18 protein-coding genes are annotated in these 25011 nt (G+C 65.2%); 11 read left to right on the top strand and 7 right to left on the bottom strand.

Features of this window, described 5'->3' with window-relative positions:
• The first annotated feature begins 1 nt into the window (after position 1).
• Both GSQ79_RS01050 and GSQ79_RS01045 read left to right on the top strand, forming a co-directional pair.
• Complete coding sequence (locus GSQ79_RS01050) at positions 2 to 1933, top strand: heme lyase CcmF/NrfE family subunit (RefSeq protein WP_246725030.1); 1932 nt, start codon at positions 2 to 4, stop codon at positions 1931 to 1933.
• Positions 1930 to 2394: a cytochrome c-type biogenesis protein gene (locus tag GSQ79_RS01045; RefSeq protein WP_158806881.1), complete on the top strand. Its 465-nt coding sequence runs from the start codon at positions 1930 to 1932 to the stop codon at positions 2392 to 2394. The genes GSQ79_RS01050 and GSQ79_RS01045 overlap by 4 nt, the downstream gene beginning before the upstream one ends.
• 128 nt (positions 2395 to 2522) lie before the next feature.
• Here GSQ79_RS01045 and GSQ79_RS01040 read toward each other — a convergent pair whose 3' ends face one another.
• Both GSQ79_RS01040 and GSQ79_RS01035 read right to left on the bottom strand, forming a co-directional pair.
• Positions 2523 to 3308: an FkbM family methyltransferase gene (locus GSQ79_RS01040; protein WP_158806880.1), complete on the bottom strand. Its 786-nt coding sequence runs from the start codon at positions 3306 to 3308 to the stop codon at positions 2523 to 2525.
• Between the two features lie 126 nt (positions 3309 to 3434).
• Positions 3435 to 4034, bottom strand: coding sequence for a GNAT family N-acetyltransferase (locus GSQ79_RS01035; RefSeq protein ID WP_158806879.1), 600 nt, complete (start codon positions 4032 to 4034; stop codon positions 3435 to 3437).
• Between the two features lie 157 nt (positions 4035 to 4191).
• Here GSQ79_RS01035 and GSQ79_RS01030 point away from each other — a divergent pair, with 157 nt between their 5' ends.
• The 4 genes from GSQ79_RS01030 (at position 4192) to GSQ79_RS01015 (ending at position 11042) form a co-directional block, all read left to right on the top strand.
• On the top strand, positions 4192 to 5766 hold the full coding sequence (locus tag GSQ79_RS01030) for a Do family serine endopeptidase (protein WP_158806878.1): 1575 nt from the start codon (positions 4192 to 4194) through the stop codon (positions 5764 to 5766).
• Positions 5767 to 5999: 233 nt separating this feature from the next.
• Positions 6000 to 6683: a response regulator transcription factor gene (locus tag GSQ79_RS01025; protein ID WP_158806887.1), complete on the top strand. Its 684-nt coding sequence runs from the start codon at positions 6000 to 6002 to the stop codon at positions 6681 to 6683.
• The gene (locus GSQ79_RS01020; protein ID WP_158806877.1) at positions 6667 to 8112 is read left to right on the top strand and encodes a HAMP domain-containing sensor histidine kinase; all 1446 of its coding nucleotides are present in this window, start codon (positions 6667 to 6669) and stop codon (positions 8110 to 8112) included. Before GSQ79_RS01025 ends, GSQ79_RS01020 begins: the two co-directional genes overlap by 17 nt.
• A gap of 11 nt (positions 8113 to 8123) precedes the next feature.
• Positions 8124 to 11042 carry a bifunctional [glutamine synthetase] adenylyltransferase/[glutamine synthetase]-adenylyl-L-tyrosine phosphorylase gene (locus GSQ79_RS01015; protein ID WP_246725029.1) on the top strand — a complete coding sequence of 973 codons (2919 nt, stop codon included), beginning with the start codon at positions 8124 to 8126 and terminating at the stop codon, positions 11040 to 11042.
• Here the strand turns inward: GSQ79_RS01015 and GSQ79_RS01010 are convergent.
• The 3 genes from GSQ79_RS01010 to GSQ79_RS01000 form a co-directional block, all read right to left on the bottom strand.
• Entirely contained in the window at positions 10997 to 13378 is a 2382-nt protein-coding gene (locus GSQ79_RS01010) for a PAS domain-containing sensor histidine kinase (protein WP_174243146.1), read from the bottom strand. The genes GSQ79_RS01015 and GSQ79_RS01010 overlap by 46 nt on opposite strands.
• Positions 13379 to 13594: 216 nt before the next feature.
• Positions 13595 to 16252, bottom strand: coding sequence for an aminopeptidase N (gene pepN / locus GSQ79_RS01005; RefSeq protein ID WP_158806876.1), 2658 nt, complete (start codon positions 16250 to 16252; stop codon positions 13595 to 13597).
• 171 nt (positions 16253 to 16423) lie between these two features.
• Positions 16424 to 17809: an FAD/NAD(P)-binding protein gene (locus GSQ79_RS01000; protein ID WP_158806875.1), complete on the bottom strand. Its 1386-nt coding sequence runs from the start codon at positions 17807 to 17809 to the stop codon at positions 16424 to 16426.
• Positions 17810 to 17956: 147 nt separating this feature from the next.
• Here GSQ79_RS01000 and GSQ79_RS00995 point away from each other — a divergent pair, with 147 nt between their 5' ends.
• From GSQ79_RS00995 to GSQ79_RS00975, 5 genes are all read left to right on the top strand, one after another.
• A complete protein-coding gene (locus GSQ79_RS00995) occupies positions 17957 to 18508 on the top strand; it encodes an SRPBCC family protein (RefSeq protein ID WP_246725031.1) in 552 nt (183 codons plus the stop codon).
• A 38-nt stretch (positions 18509 to 18546) separates the two neighbouring features.
• Positions 18547 to 19104, top strand: a complete 558-nt coding sequence (locus GSQ79_RS00990; protein ID WP_158806873.1) for an SRPBCC family protein — start codon at positions 18547 to 18549, stop codon at positions 19102 to 19104.
• On the top strand, positions 19101 to 20051 hold the full coding sequence (locus tag GSQ79_RS00985) for a YncE family protein (protein WP_246725028.1): 951 nt from the start codon (positions 19101 to 19103) through the stop codon (positions 20049 to 20051). The genes GSQ79_RS00990 and GSQ79_RS00985 overlap by 4 nt, the downstream gene beginning before the upstream one ends.
• A gap of 87 nt (positions 20052 to 20138) precedes the next feature.
• The gene (locus GSQ79_RS00980; protein ID WP_158806872.1) at positions 20139 to 22181 is read left to right on the top strand and encodes an FUSC family protein; all 2043 of its coding nucleotides are present in this window, start codon (positions 20139 to 20141) and stop codon (positions 22179 to 22181) included.
• A 62-nt stretch (positions 22182 to 22243) separates the two neighbouring features.
• Positions 22244 to 22663 (top strand): GNAT family N-acetyltransferase, encoded by a 420-nt coding sequence (locus GSQ79_RS00975; protein ID WP_368669900.1) that lies wholly within the window; start codon positions 22244 to 22246, stop codon positions 22661 to 22663.
• A 28-nt stretch (positions 22664 to 22691) separates the two neighbouring features.
• Here the strand turns inward: GSQ79_RS00975 and GSQ79_RS00970 are convergent, their stop codons facing one another.
• Both GSQ79_RS00970 and GSQ79_RS00965 read right to left on the bottom strand, forming a co-directional pair.
• On the bottom strand, positions 22692 to 23684 hold the full coding sequence (locus GSQ79_RS00970; protein ID WP_158806871.1) for a DMT family transporter: 993 nt from the start codon (positions 23682 to 23684) through the stop codon (positions 22692 to 22694).
• Between the two features lie 10 nt (positions 23685 to 23694).
• Positions 23695 to 25011 (bottom strand): cation diffusion facilitator family transporter (locus GSQ79_RS00965; protein WP_158806870.1); only part of this gene is annotated, 1317 nt, incomplete at its 5' end.

The raw sequence follows: 25011 nt of genomic DNA, 5'->3' as shown, positions 1-25011 counted from the left end.
GCTGGCGATCGTCAACGCGATCGTGCCGCTCTACGGCCATTACGTGCGCGACAGCCGGCTGATGGCGGTGGCGCCGAGTGTCGCGCTCGCCGGCTTCGCCTTCGTTGCCTATTCCTTCGCCGCGCTGACCTACGCCCACGTCGTGTCGGACTTTTCGCTGGTCAACGTCATCGAGAATTCGGCCTCGAGCAAGCCTCTGATCTACAAGATCACCGGTGTCTGGGGAAACCATGAGGGTTCGATGCTCCTCTGGGTGCTGATCCTCGCGATTTTTTCCGCCGCCGTCGCTGGCGCCTCGCGTGGCATGCCGGCCGACTTGCGGTCGCTGGTGCTCTGCGTGCAGTCCTGGATCGCCGCGGCGTTCCTGCTGTTCATCCTGCTGACGTCCGATCCCTTTGCCCGCATCGCGCAGGCGCCGATCGAGGGGCAGGATCTCAATCCACTGCTGCAGGACATGGGGTTGGCCATCCATCCGCCGCTCCTCTACCTCGGCTACGTCGGCTTCTCCATGACGTTCTCCTTCGCGGCGGCGGCTTTAATCGCCGGGCGCATCGATGCGGCCTGGGCGCGCTTCGTCCGGCCCTGGACGCTGATCGCCTGGATCTTTCTGACCCTCGGCATCGCGATGGGCTCGTACTGGGCCTATTACACGCTCGGCTGGGGCGGCTTCTGGTTCTGGGATCCGGTGGAGAACGCCTCGCTGATGCCCTGGCTCGCCGGCACCGCGCTGCTGCATTCGGCCGTCGTCATGGAGAAGCGCGAGGCGCTGAAGATCTGGACGGTGTTCCTCGCCATCCTCGCCTTCTCGCTCTCCCTGGTCGGCACCTTCCTGGTGCGTTCCGGCGTGCTGACCTCCGTGCATGCTTTCGCCACCGATCCGACGCGCGGCATCTTCATCCTGCTGATCCTAGTGTTCTTCATCGGCGGCTCGCTCGCCCTGTTCGCCTGGCGGGCCGGCGAGCTGAAGCCCGGCGGCATTTTTGCCCCGGTGTCGCGCGAGGGCGCGCTGGTCCTCAACAACCTCCTGCTGACGGTGAGCTGTGCGACGGTCTTCACCGGCACGCTCTATCCGCTCGCGCTGGAGGCGGTGACCGGCCAAAAGATCTCGGTAGGTGCGCCGTTCTTCAACGCCACGTTCGTGCCGCTGGCGATCCCGCTGTTCTTCGTCATGCCGCTCGGCCAGTCGCTGGCGTGGAAGCGCGGCGACCTTTTGGGCGCGGCGCAACGCGTCGTCATCGCCATGGCGTCGGGCCTGCTGGGACTGCTGGGCTTCGCGGCGTGGAAGGGCGCGCCGGTGCTGTCCTACTGCCTGTGCGGCCTGGCGATCTACGTGATCGTCGGGTCCTTCGTCGACCTCGGGCGCCGGGTCTTTGCCGGCGGCGTCGGCAACGCCTGGGCACGGGGCACCGGTCTGCCGCGCTCCGCCTATGGAACGGCGTTCGCGCACGCTGGCGTCGGCATTTCTCTGCTCGGCCTCGCGGCGTCGGGCTGGGGGCAGGAGCACATCCTGACGATGAAGCCCGGCGACAGCGCGCAGATCGGGCCCTACACCGCGGTGGTCGAATCACTCGCGCCGGTCAACGGGCCGAACTTCACCGCCGCCGTCGCGCGGACCGCGATCAAGCAGAGCGGCGCGACCATCGCCACGATCGAACCGGCGGCTCGCTTCTATCCCGTGCGTAAGATGAACCGGGCCGAGGCGGGGATCGCGACCATCGGCGTCGGCCAGCTCTACATGAGCATCAGCAACCCGGCCGGCGGCAACAGCGTCGACGTGAGGCTCTATTGGAAACCGTTAGTGACGCTGATCTGGATCGGGGCGCTGATCATGGGCTTCGGCGGCGCGCTATCGCTGTCCGACAGGCGGTTGCGCTTCGGCATCGCCAGCCGCGCGCGCCGCCCCGCCGGGCCGACGCCGCAGGCGGCAGAATGAACCGCGCCGCACTCGTCTTCGTCACGCTTCTGGCACTGATGCCGCTGCCGGCCCTGGCCGTTCAGCCCGACGAGATCATGACGGACCCGGTTCTCGAGGCGCGGGCGCGCGATCTGTCGTCGCAGCTGCGCTGTATGGTGTGCCAGAACCAGTCGATCGACGACAGCGATGCCCAGCTCGCGCGCGACATCCGCGTTCTGGTGCGCGAGCGACTCGCGGCCGGCGACAGCAACGCCAAGATCCGCGACTTTCTCGTTCAGCGTTACGGCGCCTTCATCCTGTTGAAGCCGCCGTTCGAGATGGGCACGCTGCTGCTTTGGGGGACGCCTTTTCTGGCGTTGATCCTCGGCGGTAGCGCGATTGTTTATGCGACTCGGAAGAACCGGCGCCATACAGATGCCGCCGTGCCGCTAAATGACCACGAGCGACACAGGTTGGAAACGCTGCTGGCCGACGATTAGGGGACCGCGATACTGCAAGCGTTCTGCCACGACGAATAGCCGCTCCTTCTGTCGAAGCTAATCGCTCTTTTTTCAAGATATAAGAGCATTTTCTGACCCCAAAAGTCTGCAACTTTTGGGGAAAAGCTCTAGCGCGTGCGCACCATCGATAAGCCAGCGTGTTCGTTGACGTGGAATGTAAACTGGCGGGGATGGTCCGGGTGCTGGGCGATGATCTCGTCCATGATCGGAAAGATCGAATAGCCAAGGCGTTCTATCTCGTTAAGGAGGGCTTGCTTTTCGGCTGCCTGCGCGGGATCGCTCCATGCCTCCAGCAACATGGGCGGATAGCCGGCGTCGCGCAGCATGGTACCGGCGCCCTTGAGAACCTCGAGCTCGAAGCCCTCGACATCGATTTTTACGAGAGTCGGGATGCGCGGAAGCGATAGGCTGTCGAGGGTCGTCATAGCGACCTTCGTCATTCCGGTTACGCCGATCTCGGCGTTCTTTGCCTCATCCGTCAAATACTTGACAGATGCTGCGCCAATGTTGGCACTCGTATGATAATCGATATTTTGGAGATCAATGAATCCCGCTTCAGCGCCGACTGCCATGTTGAACGCGTGGATATTTTCAAGTCGATTGAGGAAGATGTTTCCGCAAAGCTGATAATAGATGATGCGTTGCGGCTCGAACGAATACACGAGGGCATCAGCGACGAGGCGCTTTGCCAGCGGTATCGAATAGGCTCCAAGATTGGCGCCGACATCCAGCACAAATGGCTGTTCGATATCGGAGCAAAAGAACACGCCGATATCGACGAGAAGATTCGCCCATTGCCCAGTGCTGTAGATTGTCGACGAGATCGCATCTCTGGTCGAAAACAGAAGGTAGTCGACGCTGTCCGTCCGGACTAGATTTACCCTTGGGAGCATGACGATCTTTCTATTGGAAAACGCTCGGTCGCTGCGCCAAACTTCCTGATCAGGCCGCAGCTTGCGCTATAGGGAATGGACCTTACGCAGGACTGGTCGAGACAGTCCTGTTTCGTTCCCGCCAGATCATACTTCCCGCGGCCGTTCGATCTGCCACGTCAGGTGCGAGCGCACGGCCGGCCATTCGCCGGCGAGGATCGAGTAGACGCAGGTGTCGCGCAAGGTCCCGTCGCTCGCCCGCGTGTGGCTGCGCAAGATGCCGTCGAGCTTGGCGCCGACGCGCTCGATCGCCTTGCGGCTCTGCTGATTGAAGAAATGCGTCCGGAACTCGACGGCGATGCAGTCGAGCGTCTCGAAGGCATGACGCAGCAGTAGCAGCTTGCACTCGGAGTTGAGCGGCGAGCGCTGGACGGCGCGGCGGTACCAGGTCGAGCCGATCTCGACCCGTCGCACGCCGGCGTCGATGTTCATGTAGGTCGTCATGCCGACGGGCTCGCCGCTGGCGGCGCCGAGCACCGTGAACGGCAGCATCGAGCCGGCCTCGCGCAACGCGAGCCGGCGCGCGATCTCCGCCTCCATACCCTCGGGTGTGGGAACGGACGTGTACCAGAGGCGCCAGAGTTCGCCGTCCTTCACCGCCTCGCGCAGCGCCGGGCCGTGATCCAAAGACAAGGGCACGAGGCGAACGTAAGCGCCTTCGAGCGAAACGGCGTCGGGCCAGGGCATCGCGATGTTCTTTCGGAATGTCTTTGATTGGAAAGAGGGACGGGCAACCTTACGAACTTGTCATGCCGTGGCCATGGAAGCGTAAGCCGGTGTTGTCCATCTTGTCCTCAACGGGCGGCCGGATTCGGTTCGTTCTGTGGTCAAGGAGACGATAGCGATGGTTTCTCAAAACACACCAGAGTTCGATCAGCAGCCCACCAGCAAACGCACCGGCTTCAAGACCCGCGCGGCACTGCTCGGTGCAGTTGGCGTTCTCGCCCTGTCGGGCGCCGTGGTCAACGGATTCGTGCCGGCCAACGCCGAAGCGCCCGCGGTCGACTCGGCTTCGCAGGAGCATTCCATCACCGTCAACCCGACGTCTTTCGCAGACGTCGTCGACCATGTCCGCAGCGCGGTCGTCTCCGTCAAGGTGAAGGTCACCGAGACGACTGAGAACGCCGACGGTGACGGCGATGGCGACAGCGGCCCGCAGCAGGGCATGCCGCAGCTGAAGCCGGGCGATCCGCTGGAGCGCTTCTTTAAGCAGTTCGGCGAAAAGGGTGGCAGCCAGTTCCAGAAGCCGAACAAGCCGCACAGCTCGCAGGCTCAGGGCTCGGGCTTCTTCATCTCGCCCGACGGCTATCTCGTCACCAACAACCACGTCGTCGAGCATGCGACCGACGTGCAGTTGGTGACGGACGACGGCAAGACGCTGCCGGCGAAAGTCATCGGAACCGACAAGAAGACCGACCTCGCGCTTCTAAAGGTGACCGAGAAGGGCACGTTCCCCTTCGTGAAATTCGCCGAGAAGGCGCCGCGCGTCGGCGACTGGGTCATTGCCGTCGGCAACCCCTTCGGCCTCGGCGGCACCGTGACCGCCGGCATCGTTTCGGCGCGTGGCCGCGACATCGGCGCAGGCCCTTATGACGACTTCCTGCAGATCGATGCGCCGGTGAACCGCGGCAACTCGGGCGGCCCGACCTTCAACGGGGCCGGCCAGGTGGTCGGCGTCAACACGGCGATCTTCTCGCCATCGGGCGGCAGCGTCGGCATCGGCTTCGCCATTCCTGCCGAAGTCGCGCAGACGGTCATCCGCGACCTCGAGACCAAGGGCGCGGTGTCGCGCGGTTGGATCGGCGTGCAAATTCAACCGGTCACCTCGGAGATCGCTGAAAGCCTTGGCCTGAAGTCCAACAAGGGCGCGCTCGTCGCTGAAGCCCAGTCGACCGGCCCAGCTGCGGCTGCCGGCATCAAGTCGGGTGACGTGATCCTCGGCGTCGACGGTGAGAAGGTCGATGGACCACGCGAACTGGCGCGCAAAATCGCCTCGCTCGGTCCGGAGGCAAAGGCGCAGCTGACCTTCTGGCATGACGGCGCCGAGAAGCAGGCGTCCGTAAAGCTCGGCACCCTGCCGAACAGCGATCAGGTGGCGAAGGCCGACGTCGACAATGACACCGGCAAGAGCATGGTAACCTCGCTTGGCCTCCAGTTGGCTCCGGCCGCATCCATTCCGGGCGCTGGCAAGGTCGGTGTCGTGGTGGCCGACGTCGATCCCGAAGGCGCTGCGGCGCAGAAGGGCCTGAAGGTCGGCGATATTATCCTGGAAGCTGGCGGTCAGGCTGTCACCTCGCCTAACGACATCACCTCGGCAATTACCGCGGCCAAGAAGGACGGCCGGAAGGCCATCCTGCTCCGCGTGAAGAGCGAGCAGGGCACGCGTTTCGTCGCCATCTCTACCAATCCGGCTGGCTGATTCAGCCTGTATCGATCGGGCGTCCGGCTTCCTCCCCCCGGCTACGACGCGCGATCCACCCGGCCATGCGTGCCATGGCCGGGCCTGACACCTGCGGCCGGCCTCGGTCGGCTTGCGACGGCAGGCAGGGCTTTGGCCCACCTGCCGTTTTTTTTTGACCTTTTGCCGTCGCACTCGACTCATTGAGTGCAGCGATTTCCTCGAAATCGTTCAGGAGCCGCTATATGTCCTCTATGCGAATCCTGATCGTTGAAGACGACACCGAAGCCGCACAATATCTGATCAAGGCGTTCCGCGAAGCCGGACACGTTGCCGATACCGTCGGCGACGGCCTCGAGGGTTACGATCGCGCCGGTGACGAAAGCTACGACGTGCTCATCGTCGATCGCATGCTGCCGAAGATGGACGGCCTGTCGATGATCGGCGGCCTGCGCGCCCAGAATATCAAGACGCCCGTTATCATCCTCTCTGCCCTCGGCCAGGTGGACGATCGGGTGAAGGGGCTGCGCGCCGGCGGCGACGATTACCTGCCAAAACCCTACGCCTTTTCCGAGTTGCTTGCCCGGGTCGAGGTGCTGGCGCGCCGTAAGCAGCCCGGCTCCAGCGAGGACACGGTCTATCGCGTCGGCGGCCTCGAGCTCGACCGCCTGGCGCACAAGCTGACGCGCAACGGCAAGGAAATCGTCCTCCAGCCGCGCGAATTCCGTCTGCTGGAATATCTGATGAAGCATCACGGCCAGGTCGTCACCCGGACGATGCTGCTGGAAAACGTCTGGGACTATCACTTCGACCCGCAGACCAACGTGATCGACGTCCACATCTCGCGGCTGCGTGCCAAGATCGACAAGGGCTTCGATCCGCCGCTTCTGCAGACGGTCCGCGGCACGGGATACACGATCCGTGACAGCGCTCGGTAAGCTCTTCCGCACGACGGCGTTCAAGATTTCGCTCGCCTATCTCGTGATCTCGGCCATCGGCTCCGGGCTCGTGCTGGTCAGCGTCGGCGGCAACATCAAGGATGTCATCGATCAGCAAATCTCACAGACGATCGATGCCGACATCGTCGGCCTGTCCGAGCAATATTCGCAGGGCGGGATCACCACGCTGGTCGACATCGTCGAGCGCCGCACCAAGGTGCCCGGCGCCGGGCTCTATCTCGTCACGACCCATGCCGGCGAGCCGATCGCCGGCAACGTGCTGGCCTTGCCGGCCGGCGTGCTCGACCGTCCCGGCGTCGTCGAGACGAGCTATCGCGTCAAAGGCGACACGGCGACGACCCGCAGGGCGCTCGCGCGCATCTTCGCTTTGTCCGGCGGGTTTCGCTTGCTGGTCGGGCACGATCTTGCCGAGGGCGAAAGCCTGCGGCCGATCCTCGCCCGTGCGCTGCTGAACTCGCTGATCTCCTTCACCATCGTCGGCACGCTCGGCGGCCTGTTTCTGGCGCGGCGGGTGTTGCGGCGGGTCGATTCGATCAATGCCAATGCGCGCACCATCGTCGCCGGCGACCTGACCGGTCGGCTGCCGCTTGCCGGCACCGGCGACGAACTCGACCGGCTCGTCGAGAATATCAATGCGATGCTCGACCGCATCGCCGTCTTGATGACCGGCCTTAAAGAGGTCTCTGACAATGTCGCGCATGACTTGAAGACGCCGCTGACGCGGCTGCGCAGCCGCGCCGAGCAGGCGTTGCAGCTCGGCCGCACGCCCGAGGATTATCGCGGGGCCTTGGAAAAGGTCATCGAAGAATCCGACGGACTGATCCGCGTCTTCGACGCCCTGTTGATGATCGCCCGCGCGGAAGCCGGCTCCGGACGGGAAGGCATGGTCGAGTTCGATGCCGGTCTCGTCGCGAGCGACGTCGGCGAGCTCTACGAGCCCGCGGCGGAAGCGGCCGGCGTGCATTTCGAAGGCGACATCGAACCGGGCCTGATGGTGCTGGGGAGCCGAGAGCTGATCGGCCAGGCGCTTGCCAATCTCGTCGACAACGCCCTCAAGTACGGGACGGCGCCAGGGCACGCAGGGGGCGAGCCGGCGATCACGCTGTCGGGTCGGCGACGTGGTGGCTTCGTCGAAATTGCCGTGGCGGACCGTGGTCCCGGCATCGCCGCGGACGACCGGAGCCGCATCACCGATCGTTTCGTGCGGCTCGAAAACTCGCGCTCGCGCCCGGGGTCGGGCCTTGGCCTGTCGCTGGTCTCCGCCGTTGCCCGCCTGCATAACGGGACGCTGCGCATTGAGGACAACGAGCCCGGCTTGCGGATCGTCATCGTGCTGCCCGCCGCAAAGGGCGGTCCGCCGCCGCTTCTGCTGCCACCACCGCAGGTCACCGAGACGAGCGCAGTGTGATGGAGCATCCGGTGCGGGAGTCTCGACCGCTCTGGATGGAGCTCCGCGTCGGCCCTCGCGTCAGCAATCGTGCCATCGCGGTGGACCGCTTTGCCGAAATCCTGGCAGCCGCCACCCCTGCGACGAAGACCATCCTGCTCAGGCCACGCGTGCGCGCTTTACTGATGGGCGTGTCCGATCAATCCTCCTATCTCTGGCAGTTGATCCGCGCCGACCCCCTGCGATTGCAACGGGTGTTGCGCGACCTACCGCAGGCGCGCCTCGACGCCATCCTCGGCGATCTCGGGCGATCGGATCCCGAGGAGACCGAGGCCGCGATCATGCAGCGGCTGCGGTGGGCAAAGCAGGAGACGGCCTTGCTTATCGGCCTCGCCGATCTCGGCGGCGTCTGGCGGCTCGAGGATGTGCTGCAGGCGCTGTCCCTTGCGGCCGATGTCTTTATCGCAACGGCTCTCGTGTTTCTGCTGCGCAAACTCGAAGCCTCCGGCAAGCTGACGATCGCCAATCCCGACAATCCCGCTCAGGGCTGTGGCCTGGCAATTCTGGGACTCGGCAAGCTCGGCGGCCGCGAGCTTAACTATTCCAGCGACGTCGATGTCATCACCATCTTCGATCCGCAAAACACCGCGCTGGTCAGGCCGGACGAAGCGGGGCCTGTTTTCATTCGGGTGATCAAGGATCTCGTCCGCATTCTGCAGACCCGCACTGCCGATGGCTACGTGCTCCGCGTCGATCTCCGCCTGCGGCCGGACCCTGGCGCGACGGCGGTAGCGATCGGGATCGGCGCGGCGTTCCTGTACTACGAGCGCTATGGCCAGAACTGGGAGCGCGCCGCGATGATCAAGGCGCGTCCGGTGGCCGGCGACGTCGTGGTGGGCCAAACCTTCGTGGACGGGCTCGCGCCGTTCATATGGCGCAAGTATTTCGACTACGCCGCGATTGCCGACATCCATGCGATGAAGCGGCAGATCCACGCCAGCAAGGGGCACGCGGTGATCGCTGTCGCCGGCCACAACGTCAAACTCGGGCGCGGCGGCATTCGCGAGATTGAGTTCTTCGTCCAGACACAGCAACTCATTTTCGGCGGTAAGCGACCGGACCTTCGGGGCTCGCGCACGCTGCCAATGTTGCGTCGCTTGCAACGCGATGGCTGGGTGACGCGCAAGGCGGTTGGCGATCTCACCCGCGCATACAAGTTTTTGCGCGACATCGAGCATCGGCTGCAGATGATCGCCGACGAGCAGACGCACAAGCTGCCAAGCGATCCCGATACGCTCGACCGATTTGCGCGTTTCGCCGGCTTCGCCTCGACGGCGCGGTTCGCGGCCGTGTTGACGCGCCACCTGTCGCGCGTGGTCACCCAATACGCCATGCTGTTCGAAAACGCGCCGGGCCTCGACGATGTCGACGGCAACCTCGTGTTCACCGGGGTGGCGGACGATCCCGAGACGATCGAGACGCTGACGCGGCTCGGCTTCAAGGCACCGTCGGTCGTCGCGCAGACCGTCCGAACCTGGCATTCCGGGCGCAAGCCGGCGGTGCGTACGGCGCGCGCGCGCGAAACCCTCACCGATCTGGTGCCGAAACTGCTGCAGACGTTTGGGCGTACGGGCAATCCCGACGCGGCGCTGGCGGCGTTCGACGCGGCGCTGGAGCGCATGCCCGGCGCGGCTGAGCTCTTCGCCATCCTTGCGTCGAACGCGGCATTGCGCACGCTGTTCGGCGACATTTTGGGGAGTGCGCCGCGGCTGGCCCGGGCGGTCACCCAACGGCCGCACCTGCTCGATGCGGCGATCAATCCTCCGGATGTCAGCGCGTTTGACGATGCCGTCGCGACGGCCGCTACCATGGCTGCTTTGCCGATGGATGCGCCGACGGAAGGGTTTCTCGATGCCCTGCGCGACGTCGGCAACGAGGAGCATTTTCTGATCGGCCTTCGGCTGCTGTCGGGCGCCCTCGATGTCGATGATGCCGGGCTGGCTTATTCCGCGCTTGCCGTCGGCGTTATTCGCGCGGCGCTGCGTCATGTGACAGGCGCCTTCGAGGTCGAGCATGGCCGCGTCACCGGTGGCGTTTTGGCGGTGGTGGCGATGGGCAAGCTCGGCTCCCGCGAAATGACGGCGACCTCCGATCTCGATGTCGTTGTCCTCTACGATTTCGACGCGGCGCAGCCGGAGTCCGACGGCGCGCGACCGCTCCACGCCACGCAATACTTCACCCGGCTGACGCAGCGCCTGGTGTCCGCGCTGACTGTGGCGACGCGGCGCGGGCGGCTCTATCAGGTGGACATGCGTCTGCGTCCGTCAGGGCAGCAAGGACCGTTGGCGACCAAACTTGGCGCCTTTCTTCCCTATCAGCGCACGGAGGCTGACACCTGGGAGCATATGGCGCTGACCCGCGCCCGCGTGATCGCCGGCGACGTGGCCTTCGCGGCCATCGTGACCGACGCCATCACGGCGATACTCTGTACGCCGCCAAAGGCGGTCTTGAAGCATGATGTCGCGCAGATGAGGGCGCTGATCGCACGCGCCAAACCAGCGAAGACGGACTGGGACTTGAAGCTCGTGCCGGGCGGGCTGATCGACATCGAATTTATCGCGCAATACCTGGTCCTGCGAAATGCCTATGTAGATCCGGCATGCCGGGGCCCTGGCACGCAGACGATTCTGGAAGAAGCCGGGCGTCTCGGACGCATCGATGCCGCGAGCGCGGCGACGCTCATCGAGGCGCATCGCCTTTACACACGGACGACCCAGATCATGCGGCTCGCGCTCGACGACGACCAACGTCCGGACGCCGCCGGCGACGGGGTGAAGCGGCGGCTTGCGGCGGCGGCCAATCTTCCGGACTTCGCCCGGCTGACCGATGAGCTGCGCGTGCGGCGTCAGGCCGTCAGCGAGATCTTTGCGGCGGTCTTTTCGGGGGCTTGACCCGGCACCACCCGCGGCGTGCGGCCGCGGCTGGCCGCCAGCAGCAGGGCCGGGCGCTGGGCACCGAGGCGGTTCGGGAGATGCACCTGCATGATCGTGCCGACACCGGCGGACGAGCGGATGCGCAGCGAACCGCCATGCAGGTCGATGAGCGAGCGCGCGATGGCTAGGCCGAGCCCCGAGCCGCGCATGCCGTTGGAAAGGCTTTTGTCTGACTGTTCGAAGGGACGGCCCAGCCGCGCCAAAGCCTCGGTCGGAATGCCGACGCCGGAATCCTCGACATAGATGTTCATCGAGTCCTGCGCGGTTCGGGTGCGAACCGTTATGCGGCCTTGCGCCGGCGTGTATTTGACGGCGTTGTTGAGCAGGATCGTCAGGATCTTTTCGATCGCCGCGCGATCGGCGTTGAGTTGCGCGCCCGCCTGGGTCTCCGTGTGCAGCTCGATCTGGCTCGCTTCGGCGATTGGACCGATCGACGCGACGGCGCCGGCCACGACGTCGTCGATGCCGAAATCAGCTTTTTCCAGGCGGACACGGCCGGCCTCGAGCCGCGCCATGTCGAGCACTTCGGAGATCACGTTCAGCAGGTGCTGACCGCTGGCGTAGATGTCGCTGCAGTAGTCGGCATATTTCGGCGAGCCGAGCGGCCCGAATACCTGATGCGTCATCATCTCGGAGAAGCCGATGATCGCGTTGAGCGGCGTGCGCAGCTCGTGGCTCATATTGGCGAGGAAGTCGGATTTGGCGCGGTTGGCACTCTCGGCCTCGGCCTTCTGCTCGAGGTAGCGCTCCGCGAGATCGGCGAGCAGTTGTGCCTGGGTTTCCAGCGTCTGGCGCGACTTACGCAGGTCGACGACGGAGCTCATCAGACGGCGTTCGGATTCGATCAGCTGTTCTTCGTTGCGTTTCAACGCGGTGATGTCGGTGCCGACGGAGACATAGCCGCCGTCTTTGGTTCGCCGCTCGTTGATCTGCAGCCAACGTCCGTCGCCGAGACGCGCCTCGAATGTGCGCGCGCCCATCGGCTGCATTTCGCCCAGCGTGATCTGTGACTGGATCTCGGGTGTCGTGCCTTCGGCCATGACGGTCGCGTAGGGCGTGCCTATCGCAAGGGCGACGCTTGGCAGATTGTGAAAGCGCTGGAACTTGGAATTACACATCACCAGGCGGTTGTCGGCGTCCCACACGACGAAAGCCTCGGAGATGGTGTTGATCGCATCGCGCAGGCGCATGTCGGCGGCGGCGGTGCGCTCTTCCAGCGCCATCTTCTCGGTGATGTCGACGGCGATGCCGACGAGATGCGAGCGATTGTCCTGATCGTCATGGACGAGTTCGGCGCGGGCGCGCAGCCAGACCCAATCGTTCTTGACCGTGCGCAGGCGAAAGATGTGATCGATGGTGTTCGTCTTCGATGCCGCGAGCATGCGGACCACGATGCTCAGGTCGCCGTCGTCGGGATGGATCATGGTGTTGATCTCGGCGAACGAGATGGGTTGGCTTCGCGAGGGCAGGCCGATGATCTCGTACATCGAGTCCGACCAGTAGACGACGCTTCGGGCGAGGTCCCAATCCCAGAGGCCGCAACGACCGCGGCTCAGCGCGGTGTCGATGCGATCGCGGACCTTGTTGCACATCATGTCGGCGGTGCGCGCCCGCGCGGCCTGCCAAAAGTAGGCGCAGGCGAGTGCGCACAGAACGCCGGCAGTGCAGCAGAGCAGAACGATGGTGCGAATGAGCGCCGCCCGCCAGCCGCCGAGAACCTCGGCCATCGGATGGATAACAGCGATCTGCCCGAGAGGTGCGTCAAGCGAATGGACGGTCGCCAGCACCGCTTCACCGCTAGGCAGCGTCATATGGATGACGCCGGCTTTCTCGGCGAAGATGGTCAGCGGCTCGGACGTTCCGATCTGATCGATCAGGCTGCCGCTTGCGGCGCCGTCCGGATAGCTTGCGATGATCTGGCCGCTCGGATCGCTGAGAAGCACGCGCTGGCCGTGATTGAGGGCCCGCAGGGGAATCGCGTGGGCCAGCGCTTGCGCCGGCGCCGGGCTCGGAGTCTGCGCCATGCGGACGTTGATGTCGTCGGCGATGACGGCGGCGATGAGCTCCATCTCGGTCGTCGCCGATGAAACGACGTGGTCCTGCTCGCCGAGCGAGAAGGACGCGGAAATGGTGACGAGAACGGCGATGAAAACGATGAGCGTCGCGGGGACGGCGCGTTGCACCCACGTCTCCAGCTCGCGTTCGCGAACGGAGACCCTGAGCCCCTTCATCAAGGCAATCATCTGCCTTATCGCTGCACGCGCAGCGATGCTGGCCACGTTTTCACGCGACATCGTCGGCCTCCTCGCACCCGATCCGAAGCGATGTGCCGCACCTCTTCGAATCGAGCCTATCTGAATCCGAGACAACGGTTTTGTCCAGGATTCATTGGCGAAAATGCCTGAGAATGCCATGATTACGCAGAGTTTCTGACTCTCCGCGGCCGCAATTGCCTTAAAGCGCCTCGCGCGAAGTACCTTTCAAGTAAATCGCCGGGGCTCTATTGCTTTTTACGCCAGGGAGCGCGACGCGATGTCCGCGGTGTCGGCGGAGAGGCCGGGCGTGTTGGCAACGCTCTGCAGCGCCTGCAGCGCAAGGTCGCGGCGGGCCGGCTCCAGCGAACGCCAGCTCTTGAACGCTGCCAGCAGGCGCGCCGCGACCTGGGCATTGATCCGGTCCAACTCGATGACGGTTTGCGCCACGAAAGCGAAGCCGCTGCCGTCCGCAGCGTTGAACTGCGTCGGATTGCCGGCGGCGAAGGCGCCGATCAGCGAGCGGACGCGGTTTGGGTTCTTGATGGAGAACGCCGGATGTTCCATCAGCGCGCGAATATGGTCGAGAGTGCCGGCGTCGGGCTGCATGGCCTGCAAGGCAAACCATTTATCGATGACCAGGGCATCCTGCTTGTAGCTCTCGTAGAAGGCCTTTAGGGCTTTGTCGCGAGCCGTGCCTGGCGTCTGCGCGAGCACGCTGAGTGCGGCTAGCTTGTCGGTCATGTTGGCCGCAGCGGCGAATTGCGCCTGTGCAAGCACGTTGCCCTTCAGGCGGTTTCCCGCCGCGTAGAGATCGAGGGCCGCGTTGCGCAAAGACCGCCGTCCGGCCGCGGCCGCGTCGGGCGAGTAGGGCGTTTTGTCTTCGAGCTTGTGGTAGAGGGACAACAAACTATCGCCGAGGGCCTCGCCGAGCTTCGCCTTCAGGGCCTCGCGCGCGACGTGGATGGCGCCCGGATCGACGTCGTGGCCGACTTCACGCGCCATGTCGGCTTCGCCGGGAAGCGAGAGAACGAGCGCCGCGAAGGCCGGATCCTGCTCGGCGTCGTCCAAGACTTTCTGCATCGCCTGGTCGTACGCCGCGTCATAATAGGGCGCGCGTCCGGAGCGGATGCCGGCGATCGACACCAGCAGCAGCCCGACGGCGAAGGTCTGCGACGCCTGCCACCGATTGAAGCTGTCGGGATCAAACGCCATCTGCACGGCAAGCTGCTCGTCGTCGGCCTCGGCATCGAGCCGCACGGGCGCGGAAAAGCCGCGAAGAAACGACGTCACCGGCCGTTCCGTCAGACCACCGAAGCGCAGCGCGCGGCGCCGCTCGTCGAGGATGATGAGGCCGCGTGCCGCCTCGTCCTCGGACAGGCATCCATCGACCGGCTGCAAGGGCAACGCGCTTCCGTCGGAGCCGAGCAGGCCGAAGGCGATCGGAACCACGAAGGGCTCCTTGTGATTCTGGCCGGGCGTGACCGGACAGGTCTGCTCCAACTCGATCAGCAATTCACCCTTGGCGTCGTCGAAATCGAGAATCACATGCAGCTTCGGCGTGCCGGCCTGATGGTACCAGCGGGCGAACTGCGCGAGGTCGCGCCCCGCCGCTTCCTCGAACATGCTGAGAAACACTTCGATCGTCGTGGCGGTGCCGTCGCAGCGCTCGAAATAGAGATCCATGCCGCGGCGAAAGGCATCGTCGCCGATCAGCACCTTCAGCATGCGGATGACCTCCGCACCCTTCTCGTAGATCGTCGCGGTGTAGAAGTTGTTGATCTCGCGATAGGTGTCGGGCCGCACGTTGTGCGCCAGCGGGCCGGCATCCTCGGCGAACTGCTGGGCGCGCAGCGTCCGCACATCGGCGATGCGGCGCACGGCGCGCGAGCGCATGTCGGCGGAGAACTCGTGGTCGCGGAAGACGGTGAGGCCTTCTTTCAGGCAGAGCTGGAACCAGTCGCGGCAGGTGACGCGGTTGCCGGTCCAGTTGTGGAAATATTCGTGGGCGATGACGGTTTCGATGCCGGCATAGTCGCCGTCCGTCGCCGTCTCCGGCGAGGCCAACACGTATTTATCGTTGAAGACGTTGAGGCCCTTGTTCTCCATCGCGCCCATGTTGAAGTCCGACACGGCAACGATGTTGAAGACGTCGAGATCGTATTCGCGGCCGAACGCCGTCTCGTCCCAGCGCATCGAGCGCTTCAAAGCGTCCATGGCGTAATGTGCGCGATCTTCCTTGCCCGGCTCGACGTAGATGCCGAGCGCGACCGCGCGGCCGGATTCCGTGGTGAACGTGTCGTGGATCGAACCGAGATTGCCGCCGACGAGGGCGAAGAGATAGGACGGCTTGGGGTGCGGATCGTGCCAGACGGCAAAATGGCGGTCGGTGCCGGCGATCGTGCCGGCTTTCCTGGGATTGCCGTTGGACAACAGGATCGCGGCATCGGCGCGGTCGGCCTCGATACGGACGGTGTATACGCTGAGCACGTCCGGCCGATCGAGGAAATACGTAATGCGGCGAAACCCTTCGGCTTCGCACTGCGTGCAGTAGGCACTGCCGGACCGGTAAAGGCCCATCAGTCGCAGGTTGGCCGTCGGGTCGATCTCGGTCTCGATTTCCAAAACGAACGGCGTTTCCGGCGGCTTCAGCAGAGTGAAGCCATCGGGCGTGACGCGGTGCGCGCTTGCCGCGAGTTTTTTGCCGTCGAGAACCAGACGCTTTGCAACCAGATCTTCGCCGTCGAGGACGAGGGGCACGCCGGGCCGGCCAAGCGGATTGGGGCGGATCGCGAGGCGAGACACCACGCGCGTCGCCGTGCGCGCCAGCGAAACATCGAGGTCGACGGTGTCGATGAGATAATCAGGCACGCGATAGTCGGCGAGGCGGACGGGCTGGGCGAGATCGGTGCGCATGAGATCCTGTCGAAAAGCAGGGAGACCGCGGTCTCCAGGTCGGGCCCGGGCGATCGCCAGGGATGGTAGGGTTTGACTTGGCTATGGCAAGAGCCCGGGAAGGGCCGATCACGCGTCCGTGGTTAAGCAAGCAATTTAGCGACCGCTATCATAAGTCAATCGACGTCGCGATCACGAGAAGCGCGCTGCGACATCGCGCGCCTGGATGCGGATGTCGGGAACGGCGGTAATCTCCCAGAAGGCGCCCCGGCTCATCGGTCCGATCGCGGAGAGTGTGGGGCTCGGCCGGCCTTCGGCATTGACGAGACGGCACGCGGCGTCGACCTCGACGCCGAGTCCGTGCGCGTCGGCTCGCGCCAATCCGCGCGCGACGAGATCGGCAAGAAGCGGTGCGGTGGCCCGCAAAATATCGCCGGTCGGCCCGGTGCAGTTGACGATGTGTCGCACCTGCGTCGCCTGTGGATCGCGGCATCCCCGCGCCCGCCACATCACGTGAATGGTCTCCGCGTCGAGGCGTGCCGCGACGAGCTTGCCGGCCTTGAAGGCAAGGCGGCCGGTCGACTCGGCCGCCGTGACGGCGGCGGCAACGGGCGGGGCAATGCGGTGACGGTGCACGTCCCACCAGGGCCGTAGATGCCGAAGGAAGCGGCCACGCTCGTCCGCCGAGGCCTCGCGCCACAGGCGCTGGATATGCGGACGCAGACAGTCGGCGCCCGCCCGCCAATCGCTTTCTTCGGCGGCGGCACGGCGTACGAAAGCCAGGAGATCGGACAGGCGCGGTCTTGTCGGGATATCGCGCGAAGGCGCTGCCGGTCCCGATTCGGCGTGAGCACGCGGTCGCAGGCCCCGTCGCGACAGCGCGACGACATGCCCTTTGTGCCCGCGGCGGTCGAGCCCGACGAAGACGTCGACGGCAGTGAGGCCGGTGCCGATCAGCAGGACATCGTCGTCGGCGCCGATGGTGGCCAAGGCATCGGCGCCCCACGGATCGCGGATATACGCGGGCGAGGCCAACACGGCCGCATCCAGTCCGGGCAGGTCACGCGGCGGCAGGTTGCCCGTCGCCAGCACGACGTGGTCGACATCGATCACCCGTCCCATCGCCAGGCGGACGCCGAGGCAGCCCGGTTGATCTACCAAAGCGATGGCGTCGTCCGGCACGATGCGAAGCCGCCCAGCCCCATCCTCCGTCGCCAGCGTGGCGGCCAGCAAGGTCTGGAGGTAGGTGCCGAACAGGTGGCGCGGCACGAACGCCTGCGGCTTCGCGTCGGCGGGACCGTGCAGGCTCAGCCAGCGCAGGAAATGATCGGGATCGTCGGGAAATGCGCTCATGTTGCTGGCACGAACATTGAGCAGATGTCGGGGCTCGCTGGTCGCATAGGCGAGCCCGCGCGCGAAGGCGCCCGCGCGCTCGATCAGCACGACGGTGACGGCGGGGTTGTGGCGCAGCAGATGAAGCGCGACGAGCAAGCCGCTGAAGCCGGCGCCGACAACGGCAATCCTAGATGGAAGAGACAGTGTCGGAGCTCCGGATGAGACGGGCGGTCGCGTGCTCATACTACAATTTGAGCCGACGCTCTCTTGCCTGAGGCCACGGCCTGACCGATAGTCCCGCCCGACGGCGACCGCGCCAAAAGACGGTCACCGCAGGGACGATGAACGTTTTCAAGGAGATGGCGACGAATGCTTGGCACTCAAATCAAAATGGTTGGTCTCGCGACGCTTCTGGCCGTCGGCTTGACGCAGACCGCCGACGCCCATGGCCCGACTCGCAAGAAGGTGATCGAGACGATCACGATCAACGCCCCGCCGGACAAGGTCTGGGCGGTGATGGGTAACTTTCAGGACATGAGCTGGCTGCCGGGCGTCAAAAGCACCACGGGTACGGGCGGCAATTCGATCGATCCAAAGAACGACGACAACGAAGTCGCCAAGCGCACCATCACGCTCGACAACGGCGGGACGGTCAGCGAAGGCCTCTACAAATACGATGCCACCGCGCACAGCTATTCCTACCGCATCGACAAGGTCGACGTGAAGGTTTTGCCGGTGAACGACTATTCCTCGACGATCACGGTCGACTCGACCGATGGCGGCAAAACCTCCACCGTCGAATGGCGCGGCGCCTTCTACCGTGGCTACATGAACAACGACCCGCCGCCGGAACTGACCGACGAAGCCTCGATGGCCGCGGTCCGCAATCTCTACAAGGCCGGCCTTGGCAATCTGAAGAAGAAGGCCGAAGCGCAGGGCTGATCGCTCATGTGAACCGATGTGACGGAAAGGATGAAGCGATGCGACGGTCTTCCATGACGACGGCGGGTCTCGCCGCGCTTCTGACGCTTGCCGCGGCGGCGAGTGCTGCCGCGCAGGGGTGCGGGCCGACGCGGCTGAAGGTGACGCAGAGCGTCACCCTCGACATGCCGCCGGCCCAGGCCTGGGCCCTGGTCGGCAATTTCCAGGACACGAGTTGGGCGCAGAACACCCGCGCCGTGAGCGGCGCCGGCGGCAATGTACCGGACAAGGCGATGCGCAAGACCACGCTGCGCGACGGCGCCGAGCTGGAGGAAAGCCTCTACAAATATAATGCCGAGGCGATGAGCTACGCCTACCATATCGACAAGGTCGACGTCGCGGAGCTGCCGGTTCAGAATACCTCGGTGACGGTGGAAGTCGTGCCGGCCGATGGTGGCACCAAGAGCACGATCCAGTGGCGCGCGGCGTTCTACCGCTTTCTGGCGCCCGGCGAGCCGGCGCCGGATATCGCCGACGGCAATGCTGCGAAAGCCGTAGCCGCCTTCGGCAAGCAGACGCTGGAAGGGCTGAAGCTAAAGAGCGAGGCCAAGACGTGAGATTGAGGGCCGCGGGCCTTCTCTGTCTCTGGATGCTTGTTGCGACAGCGAGTGCGGCACGCGCCGACGAAGCCTATATCACCAACCAGAACGGCGACGATCTCAGCGTGCTGGATCTCGCGACGCGGAAAATCGTGGCGACGATCAAGATCCCCGGCAAGCCGGCCGGCATCGCCATGGCCCGCGACGGCAGTCGCGCCTACATCACAAGCACCAACGGAAAGACTGTCAGCGCCGTCGATTGCGTCACGCGGACCGTCGTCGGCAGCTTGGCGCTGCCGGACGAACCGGTCGGCATCGCCGTCGGCGCCGACGGCCGCTTCGTCTATGCCGCCGGGTTCTTTCTCGGTCACCTCTATAAGATCGACGTCCAGACAATGAAGGTTGCGGCAGACGTGGTGCTCGGTGGCACGCCGGCGGGCCTCGCCGTGACGCCGGACGGCCGCCACCTCGTCGTGACCAAGCGCGACGCGGATCAACTGGCGATCGTCGATCCCGATACGCTCGCCATCGATGCGACGGTTGCCGTCGGCCATCGGCCCTACGGCGTCATCGTCGATGCGCTGGGCCGCGCCTACACGGCCAACGTCTACGGCGACGACGTCTCGGTTGTCGACATCGCCGCGCGCCGGCTCGTGGGAACCGTGCCGGTCGGCAAGCGGCCTTATGTGATCGCGCTGGCCAATGGCAAAGGGTTTGTCACCGACCAGTACGAGGGCAAGGTCGCGGTCTTCGACATGAAGACGCTGCAGCCGATCACCCGCATCGCCGTCGGCGACTATCCCGACGGGATCCAGGCGAGCTTCGACGACAAGACGGTCTATGCCGTGGACTGGGAGAGCAACGACGTCTCGGTGATCGACGCCGCGACGCTGAAGGTCACGGCGACCATTCCGGTCGGCGACAGCCCGCGGTCCTTCGGCACCTTTCTGCGCAAGGCGCCTTGAGCGCCTCCTCGCTTCACGCAATCTCTTGCACGCGATTGCGTCCCCTGATCTTCCGGCGGCTCCCGCCTGCCGCTACATGACGGCTTCATGCCCGACCTCGAATCGTCAACCGCGCCTGTGATCTTGTCCCAAAACAGCAGCCGCCCCTTCCGTCTCGCGGGCTACACGCGTGCCGACATCCGGGAGGCGTTCCGACCAACGTCGCGCAGCTTGCGATTCGCGTTGCGGACGACGGCGGCCGCACTGCTCGCTCTGGCGATCGGATCGGCACTGGGCTTTCACGAGGCCTATTGGGCCGCCGTCACGACCTGGGTGCTGGCTGTGCCGGGCCGAGGCATGGTGCTGTCCAAGGCGTTTTACCGCACGATCGGGACCATCGCCGGGGCGGCGGCTGCACTTGCCGTTCTGCCCCTGGCCGGTCATGCGATCCTGCAACTGGTGGCTTTGTCCGTCTGGGTCGGCGTCTGCGCGCTCGTCGCGACGTTGTTTCGGCGCTTTCAGGCCTATGCCGCACAACTCGCCGGCTACACCGCGACCATCGTGGCCGTCGTCTCCCTGCAGGATCCGACAGGTCCCACTCTGCACCCATCGCTCGAACGCATCTCGTTGGTTCTCATCGGGATTTTCTCGTCCAGCCTCTTGGCGTGGCTGTTCGCCAAACCGATCGTCGACGCCGACCTCAAGGCGCAGGCCGGAGGGTGGGCGGCCAAGGCGGCGTTCTGGGCAGCCGAGATCCTGTCCCGCAGCGACAATCGTTTCGAGGAAATCGCGCCGAACCAGGACCTTTGGCTCGGCTTGGGCGAGTTCGAGGCGACCTGCGAATATGCGGCGTTCGAGTCGCCGATTTTCCGAGCGCGACTGGCGGCCATCCGACGTCTGACAGGCGCCGAGATGTCGCTGATTTCCGCCGCACGTTCGTTGCGGCGGCTCGGCATTTCGGCGGAGCGCCGCGACGCCCTGCACGTTGCGCCGACGCTTCAGGCCGCCGCTGGAGTCCTCGCCAAGGGCCTTCGCCCGGCCGAGGCGATCGAGGCGCTTCGTGACGCCGCCAAAGGGCTCACTTCGGAGACGGGCGGTAGCAGCGACGCTCCTAATGCTCGTGCCATTGCAGCGCGGGTCGACGACCTTGCCGACCGCCTCGACCGGATTGGGCGCGATCTGTCCTTTCTGACGACCGAACCGGCGCGCATTGTATCGCCCGCGGCCATCCATCGCGATTGGCGCTTCAGCGTCAGCGTCGGGGTCCGGTCTTTTCTCGCCACGCTGACGATCGGGCTGCTCTGGCATGCCACGGACTGGAGCGGCGGCGGCTTTGCCTTCATCTTCACCGCGATCGCCTGCACGCTGTTCGGCGTCCTGCCACGCCCCGCGACCGGCCTGAAACGCTTCGCGCTCGGGATCGCCGCGACCGTCGTCTTTTACCTGCTCTGGCACGCCCTGCCGGGCACGGCGACCATCGGGCCAAGCATTACGCTGTTCGCAGTTCTTGGCACGACCTACGTTGGGGCTGTCGGCCTTTCCAACCGGTTCGTCCCGGCGATGGATTTCAACTGCAATTTCACCGCCCTGATGCTCGGCGCAGGTCCATCGCTGATCGGCTTTAGCGAAGCCGCAGCCCTGGGGGCGGGACTTCTGGTTGGGATCGGCGTCGCACACGCGGCGTTTCGGCTGCCACCCAGCGGGGCGACCTGGCGTGCGGCGCGATTGGAAAAAGCCCTGCGCAAGAACCTCCGGCGCCTGGCCGATGGACGCTGGCGGCCGCAGCCCCACACGTGGGAGACGCGGATGTACGATCTTCTGAGCCAGCATGCCTTGGCGGAGGCCGCGCCCGGGCGATCCACGGCCGCCTTGCGGCACTGCCTCCTCACTCTCGATATCGGCCTCGAGATTTTGCGGCTGCGCGCCATCGCCGATGATGCTGCGACGCCATCCTGGGTCGCTACGATTATCGCCGATGTCCTGCGCGGATCCATTCGCGCCGTGTCGAGATCGGTTGCGGCCGACAGCTTGCGTTCCGCTGCGGAGGCCCTACTGACGCAGGGCCACGGACGCTGCCCTGTCGCCGAGGACGCCGCGGCTGCTCTGCAAATAATCATCGGATGCGTGGTCGCCTGGGACCAAGCAGCGTAGCGTTCGGTCTTGAAGGATGGTTCGCGCTGGCCAATCGATACGGACTACAAATTCGAACGGCCTTGGGCTCCGACGCGTCGGGTTTGGCCGAATTTTTGGCGCAGGCTGGTCAGACCGTTGGCGTCGATGTGCTGGCGAACCGGCTGGAGGGGCTTCATCGGTCCAGCAGCGGCGTCGCACTGATCGCCGTCGAGTGGGGCCCGCCGACGGGCGTCGTCGTGGTGAACTGGATGCAGACTCTGAGTGACGATCTTCCGGTGGCGCAGATCAGTCTGCTGCTGGTGTCGCCGGACGAACGCAGACGCGGTGTCGGGCGCTTGCTGCTGAAAGCCGCGTCGCAAGCGACGCGCACGGCAGGCTGCGGCAGCATGCTCCTGGCGGCGCCTTTGCTGGCCGACGCGAGCGTGGCTGCGTTCTGCGCCGCCACGGGGTTCGAGGCGCACGGTGCGGTCTACGCGCGTGCCTTGCGCAAGAAGGTTTAGCGCGTTGTTGAGGCGAGCCCGACGAGGCTCAAGGGTCGAGGAGTGTCGCTTCTGGCGTGCTCGGGGCACCAACGGCGCCGCGCGACGAAAACGCCAGCGCGCAGACGGCGGCGAAGACGATCAGCGCGAAGCCGATCAGATCCGTTTCGGTCGGACGATCCGCCAACAGGATGGCCGACGAGATCGCGCCGATCACCGGCACCATCAGGGTGCCGAGACCCGCCGTGCCGGCCGGCAGGTGTCGCACGGCCGCAAACCACAAGAAGTAAGCCAGCGCCGTTCCGAGAAACGCATTGTAGGCGACGGCTAGCCCCGACACGAGATGCAGCGTCCCGCCATGGCCGCCGATGATTGCGCCGCCGATCGCGACTGCCAGCGAGCCGACCGCCAGCTGCCAGGCTGCGATCGCGATCGGGGTCGCTTCGACGGTCACCCACTTGAGGTAGACCGTGCCGGCCGCCCAGCTCAAAGCAGCGCCCAGCGCGCATAGAATTCCAATTGGAATACCGTTGCTGACAAGAGGCCACAGGACCACCGCGAGGCCGGCCACTGCGGCCAAGAGCGCGACGATGCGCGGACGGTCCAAACGCTCCTTGAGGATCGGTGCCGCCATCAGGGATACCCAGACCGGCATCGTATAGGCGCAGAACGCCGCCCGCCCCGTCGTCGTCCCGATCTGCGCATAGCTCGTGAAGATGTTGTAGGCGGCGACATTGAGGATGCCGGCCACGACAATATGGAGACGCGGCCGCCCGCTCGGAACAAACAGGCTCGTTCCTCTAAGCCTGGCGACGGCCAGCAGGGCAAGCGCTCCGACGCCCAGACCGACGGTCCGCAGTGTCCATGGTTGCACGTCCTGCAAGGCGAGTTTGACCGCCGGCCAGTTGAGCCCCCAGAGCACGCAGACGCCCAGGAGCCCGAGGCTGGCGCCAAGCGGAGCCCGCCGTTCCGGCGCCCCCACGCCGGCCGCGACAGGATCGTGCGGTCGATCGCCGATGGCGACTTGATGTCCGGAGGTCATGGGTGTGGTCTCAATCGTGATCGCGTGCGCGCTGCGGCTCGGCATGGCCGACGATGCGGACGACGCTGGCGCAATCGGCACGCACCTGGCGGTCGAGGGCATCGACATGCGCATGGACCGCGTCGACGCTGAGCGCGGGGTCGACGAGGCAATGGTAGTTGACGACCAGACCAGCGGCCGTCTCGCGGACGCGGACATCGTGTACGTCGAAGATCGTGCCGCACTCCGGGGCGCGGCGGAGCAGGGCGGCGGTCACCTCGCCGAGCGTCGCCGGCTCGCAGTCGCGGCCGTCGAGCTCGCTCACTTCAAGCGGCTCGATGTGGCTCTCGACCTCGAAGCCAGCGCCAAGATCGTCAGCGATCGCGATCTCCAACGCCGTCACGATTTCATGTGCTTTCCCGAGGGTCATGCGCCCGTCGACCTCGGCGTCGAAACTGACGGATTTTTTCGCGTCAAGCGACTGCACGGTGACGTGATGGATCGGCACGTGACGGCGGTTGGCGATGAGGAGCACGCGCTCGACGATGGTCTCGTCGTCGAGCGCAATCGGCTTGGTGCTTACCGAAATCGTCACTTCCGGATGGGCGCGCGTGACCGCCGCTACCACTTTGTGCTCGATGTCGGCGACGCGCTCCAGGGTCAGGGTACGCGAGACCGTGATGCCGACGTCGCCCAGAATCTCGCTGCCGATCGGGCGCAGCCTCAACTGCTCGACATCGATCACTCCGGCCACGCCTTCGATGATCGTCCGGATCGGCTCGCTCAAGCCCTTCGGCGCGGTATCGATGAGGGTGGCGACCGTCTGCGAGCCGAGGCGGAATCCCGCTATCGCGACGAAGGCGGCGACGCCCAGCGCGGCGATCGCGTCCCCGAGCGGAAAGCCGTAGCGCGTCGCAATCAGCCCGGCGAGGGCGAGGACCGAGGCGACGATGTCGCTCGCGAAGTTCAGCGCGTCGGCGGCGAGCGCGTCGCTTTTTGTCGCCTTAGCGATGCGGTCGAGCGAAACCCAGCGCCAGGCGTCGGTGATGATCGAAACGATCAGCACGCCGAAGGAAAAGATGCCGGGTTCGACGTCGCCGCCACCGCCGTACAGACGCTTGATGCCCTCGACCAGGATGAAAACGGCGAGCGCGATGAGAAAACCGGTCTGCATCAGCGCCGACAGCGCCTCGACCTTGCCATGGCCGAACTGGTGGTCCTCGTCGGCAGGCTTCGCCGCCATCCGGATCGCGAAGTAGCTCATCAGCGTGACGCCGACGTCGCCGAGATTGTTGCCGGCCTCGGAGAGAAGGGCAAGCGAGCCCGAAAGCAGCGCGGCGACGAATTT

This window comes from Beijerinckia sp. L45 (assembly GCF_009765775.1).
GTDB lineage: Bacteria > Pseudomonadota > Alphaproteobacteria > Rhizobiales > Beijerinckiaceae > RH-AL1.
This window is presented reverse-complemented; position numbering and strand designations above follow the sequence as displayed.

Excerpts from the sequence above, each read along its gene's own strand:
- GSQ79_RS01045 (WP_158806881.1), top strand. The coding sequence starts at position 1,930 with ATGAACCGCGCCGCACTCGTCTTCGTCACGCTTCTGGCACTGATGCCG.
- GSQ79_RS01040 (WP_158806880.1), bottom strand. The coding sequence starts at position 3,308 with ATGCTCCCAAGGGTAAATCTAGTCCGGACGGACAGCGTCGACTACCTT.
- GSQ79_RS01035 (WP_158806879.1), bottom strand. The coding sequence starts at position 4,034 with ATGCCCTGGCCCGACGCCGTTTCGCTCGAAGGCGCTTACGTTCGCCTC.
- GSQ79_RS01030 (WP_158806878.1), top strand. The coding sequence starts at position 4,192 with ATGGTTTCTCAAAACACACCAGAGTTCGATCAGCAGCCCACCAGCAAA.
- GSQ79_RS01025 (WP_158806887.1), top strand. The coding sequence starts at position 6,000 with ATGCGAATCCTGATCGTTGAAGACGACACCGAAGCCGCACAATATCTG.
- GSQ79_RS01010 (WP_174243146.1), bottom strand. The coding sequence starts at position 13,378 with ATGTCGCGTGAAAACGTGGCCAGCATCGCTGCGCGTGCAGCGATAAGG.
- pepN (WP_158806876.1), bottom strand. The coding sequence starts at position 16,252 with ATGCGCACCGATCTCGCCCAGCCCGTCCGCCTCGCCGACTATCGCGTG.
- GSQ79_RS01000 (WP_158806875.1), bottom strand. The coding sequence starts at position 17,809 with ATGAGCACGCGACCGCCCGTCTCATCCGGAGCTCCGACACTGTCTCTT.
- GSQ79_RS00995 (WP_246725031.1), top strand. The coding sequence starts at position 17,957 with ATGGTTGGTCTCGCGACGCTTCTGGCCGTCGGCTTGACGCAGACCGCC.
- GSQ79_RS00990 (WP_158806873.1), top strand. The coding sequence starts at position 18,547 with ATGCGACGGTCTTCCATGACGACGGCGGGTCTCGCCGCGCTTCTGACG.
- GSQ79_RS00980 (WP_158806872.1), top strand. The coding sequence starts at position 20,139 with ATGCCCGACCTCGAATCGTCAACCGCGCCTGTGATCTTGTCCCAAAAC.
- GSQ79_RS00970 (WP_158806871.1), bottom strand. The coding sequence starts at position 23,684 with ATGACCTCCGGACATCAAGTCGCCATCGGCGATCGACCGCACGATCCT.